This window comes from Kitasatospora sp. NPDC057500, assembly GCF_042802195.1.
Classification (GTDB): Bacteria; Actinomycetota; Actinomycetes; order Streptomycetales; family Streptomycetaceae; genus Kitasatospora.
The window spans coordinates 1-3,361 of sequence record NZ_JBHVER010000381.1 but is presented as its reverse complement, the minus strand read 5'-3'; the positions used below and the strand labels follow the sequence as shown (position 1 = coordinate 3,361).

Below are 3,361 nucleotides of genomic sequence, written 5' to 3'. Positions count from 1 at the left end.
GATCGACAAGCAGTCGATCAGGCCGGCCAGGAAACCGAGACGGCAAGGCCCACGCTAACTTCAGGCCTCGAAGGTCTTGGCGAACTCGGCGAAGGCGGCCCATGACGCGGTCGGCACGGTGAGCGTGGGGCCTCCAGGGTCCTTGGAATCACGGACCTCCACCACCTCGCCTTCAGGCAGGCCCGGTGGAGTGCGCCACTGGACGCACTGGCCGCTGTTGCCGGTGTAGGAGCTGCTGGTCCAGTCGACCGGAGCGGAGCGTGGCACGGTTGTCCTTACCTCTCTAGGTGGTGCGTTCGGGACCTACGCCGCGTGGGCGGCGCGTTCGAGGAATGCCTTGGACTGATTCTCGTCCAACGCAAGATCACGGATCTGGTCGAAGGCCGCGTTGTAGGTCCGCAGCGAGTCCTCATCCTCCAGATAGAAGCTGTTGAGGAGGGCTTCGAGACCGACGAGCTGTCCGCCGTCCGGGAACGTGAAGATCGTGAATGCGCCGTCAAGTCCGAGGTGGGGTCCGCAACTGAGCGGCAGGATGCGGAGGTCTATGTCGTCGCGGTCACTCTGCTCGCGAAGGTGGATGATCTGGCGCCTCATCACCTCAACCTCGCCGATGTGGCCGAGTACCGCAGCCTCACTGAGGACGATCTCGTGTGGGCGGTTGAGCTTGCGCTGGCGTTCCATCCGGACAGCGACTCGGGACTCCAGGTGCTCGCGCGTCGAGTGCACGATGCCCTGGCCGGCTGCAAGCAGGAGCCTCGTGTACTCCTCGGTCTGCAGCCGGCCGGGCACGAGGGTCTCCCAAGACCGCATCAGCTCCGCGTCGCCCTCAAGACCGAGAAAGTCCTGAAACGTGAGAGTCAGGAAACTGGCGTAGCTGTGCCACCACCCACGCTCGGAGATGTTGCGGCTCATCTCCTCCAAGGTCTGACGCAGGCCTTGGTCCGTGACGCCGTATTCGTCGAGGAGAACACGCAGCAACGGGACGTCGATCTTGGTTCGGCCAAGCTCGGCGCGGCTGATGCGGTCGATGTTGACGCCCACCGCATCGGCAACTGCTTGCTGGGTCAGCTTCTTGGCCTCGCGCAGGCGACGAAGGGCCGATCCAAGGCGGCGTCGCCGAAAGGTCGGCGGACTGGTCGGTGCCACGCTGCGCTCTCCCCGGGGTGATGGTGGGTCACAGTCTGCCCTCTGCACCGGGATTCGCCAATCGAAGATTTGCGAATTCGCAGAAAGTCGCCTTGGCGTCCTGCGAACTTGAGAGGACAGTGAAGCCATGCTCGCGGAGCGTGGCCAATCGATCACCTTCCGAGATCATCACGTCAGTGTGCCCACGCGCAGACAGTCCTCCGGCATGCCCGCCACCAGGGCATTCCGGTAGTCGACGCACACCCCGGGCGCAGACCAGCCAGCACGAACGGAGTGTCTGCTGTGGAGAGCACCGTCACCCGCAGAACACCGGCATCGCCCACTACTCCGATGGATGGCCTCGTCCCCGAGGACTCCCTGACCGGCCGCGACGGTTGGGTCTTCAACTCTGCGGCCGTCACTACCAGGACGGTCAGGGCGATCCGCCGGTCCGTCATCACCTGGTGTCTCTCGGAGATCACCCACTTCGACCACCAGAAGGGACGGGAGGCGGTCGACGCACTCGCCTTGGTCCTGGACGAACTCGTCACCAACGTCGCACGGCACGCCCCCGGCCCCGCCAGCGTCGTCGTCCTGCCCGAGACCGACCACTGGGCGGTTCTCGTCTTCGACTCCAGTCCGTGTCCGCCTGCTGTGGACACGGCCGAACCCGGCGGCAAGCCGTCCGGACTCGGGCTGCACCTCGTCGACACGCTCACCGAGCAGCGATGGGGATGGTTTCGCACCCACGCAGGGAAAGGCATCTGGGCCCATTGCTCCAAGCCCACAGCTGCCTGACCGGCCTTCGGGCCGCGTACCGGCTCGGGCCAGACAGCGTCCGACGTTCGGCTGCGCCGATGCGGCCGTGCAGGGATCCGAGCCGCCGGCCTCCGCACACCCGTCCCACCCGTCCCGCTGCCTGCTCTGTCATCTCGCCCGCTGTTCAAGGGAGTGTCCATGCACGACTTGATCGCTTCTCCGTTCCTGGACGGCCACGTGGCCGTCCAGCCCGGCCGACGCGAGGGCCTGCGGATCGGCGCCGGCCGGTTCCGAGAACTCCTGGACGCGCCGCCGCAGGCCATCGTGCCCGGATGGCTCGCGAAGGCGGCCCGCAACGCCTGGGGTGTGGCCCTGGACGGACGGCGGCTCGACGGGACGGTCCTGGTCCGGCAGCCCGCCGCGCTCGGCTACGGCCGCGCGTCATGGGAGATCAACAAGGGCTGCGACTACGACTGCGAGCACTGCTACCTGGGCCTGAAGAACTTCGAGGGCCTGGCTTGGAACGACAAGGTCAAGATGCTGAACGTCGTCAGGGACTCCGGCGCCCTGTGGTTCCAGATCACCGGCGGCGAGCCGCTGATCGACCGCGACTTTCCGGCCGCCTACCAGTACGCGAACGAGCTGGGGCTGATGGTCTCGATCGCCAGCAACGGCAGCCAGCTGTCGAAGCCACGCATCCAGGAGGTCTTCGCCCGCCATCGCCCCTACCTGATCGCGGTCAGCGTCTACGGTGCCACCGCCGCCTCCTACGACGGAATGACCCGCAACCGGGGCGCGTTCGACCGGTTCACCAAAGGTCTGGAAGCCTCCCGAGACGCGGGCCTGCCCTTGAAGCTGAACATCGTGGTCTCGGAGCGCAACGCGGGAGAGATCCCCCAGATGCGGGCGCTGGCCGACCGGTACGGCTTCCCTCACCACGTGTTCACCACGATGAGCCCGACCATCGAGGGCGGCGGCGAGCGATTGGGTACCCAGGCGGCCGACTACGTCATGCCGCGCAAGCCGTTCCAGGGCTGCAACGCCGGGCACACCTTCTTCCACGCCGACCCCTGGGGGAAGGCGTCGATCTGCAAGGTCGGCCGCGACCCCCAGTTCGACCTGATCACCGACGGCGTCGACGGCCTGCGCCGATTGGGCGCCGTCGCCGACTCCCTCCAGCTTCGCACCGGTGGATGCTCCGGCTGCGCGCTCTCCGGCACCTGCTTCACCTGCCGGCCGCTGGCCAAGCTCTACCAGGAGGCGAAGGCCCCGCTCAACACCTACTGCCAGCACGGAGGGAGGTGAACCCATGCCGGTACCGGTAGCGCTTACGCTCACCGAGCGGCCCCTTGAGGACGAGGAGGTCGTGTTCGTCGGCGACCTGGACGACGTCCTGGAGGTCGTCATGTGCTCCTGCTCGTCGAGTGAATCCCAACCGTACTAGCACGTCCGGTGGTGCCCCGGCCGAGGCCGGGGC

The 3,361-nt window shown here is 66.9% G+C and carries 5 protein-coding genes; 3 read left to right on the top strand and 2 right to left on the bottom strand.

The genetic code is table 11. From position 1 onward, the window contains the following. Positions 1 to 60: 60 nt before the first annotated feature. Both ACFU74_RS36635 and ACFU74_RS36630 read right to left on the bottom strand, forming a co-directional pair. Positions 61 to 267, bottom strand: a complete 207-nt coding sequence (locus tag ACFU74_RS36635) for a DUF397 domain-containing protein (RefSeq protein ID WP_380764461.1) — start codon at positions 265 to 267, stop codon at positions 61 to 63. A 36-nt stretch (positions 268 to 303) separates the two neighbouring features. Further along, positions 304 to 1,146 carry a helix-turn-helix domain-containing protein gene (locus ACFU74_RS36630; protein WP_380764460.1) on the bottom strand — a complete coding sequence of 281 codons (843 nt, stop codon included), beginning with the start codon at positions 1,144 to 1,146 and terminating at the stop codon, positions 304 to 306. Positions 1,147 to 1,476: 330 nt separating this feature from the next. Between ACFU74_RS36630 and ACFU74_RS36625 the strand changes: the two genes are divergently transcribed. The 3 genes from ACFU74_RS36625 to ACFU74_RS36615 all read left to right on the top strand — a co-directional run bounded on the left by ACFU74_RS36625 (position 1,477) and on the right by ACFU74_RS36615 (position 3,328). Next, the gene (locus ACFU74_RS36625) at positions 1,477 to 1,923 is read left to right on the top strand and encodes an ATP-binding protein (RefSeq protein WP_380764459.1); all 447 of its coding nucleotides are present in this window, start codon (positions 1,477 to 1,479) and stop codon (positions 1,921 to 1,923) included. 159 nt (positions 1,924 to 2,082) lie between these two features. Beyond that, the gene (locus ACFU74_RS36620; RefSeq protein ID WP_380764458.1) at positions 2,083 to 3,189 is read left to right on the top strand and encodes a radical SAM protein; all 1,107 of its coding nucleotides are present in this window, start codon (positions 2,083 to 2,085) and stop codon (positions 3,187 to 3,189) included. 4 nt (positions 3,190 to 3,193) lie between these two features. Further along, positions 3,194 to 3,328 (top strand): hypothetical protein, encoded by a 135-nt coding sequence (locus ACFU74_RS36615; protein WP_255360172.1) that lies wholly within the window; start codon positions 3,194 to 3,196, stop codon positions 3,326 to 3,328. Positions 3,329 to 3,361 lie beyond the last annotated feature (33 nt).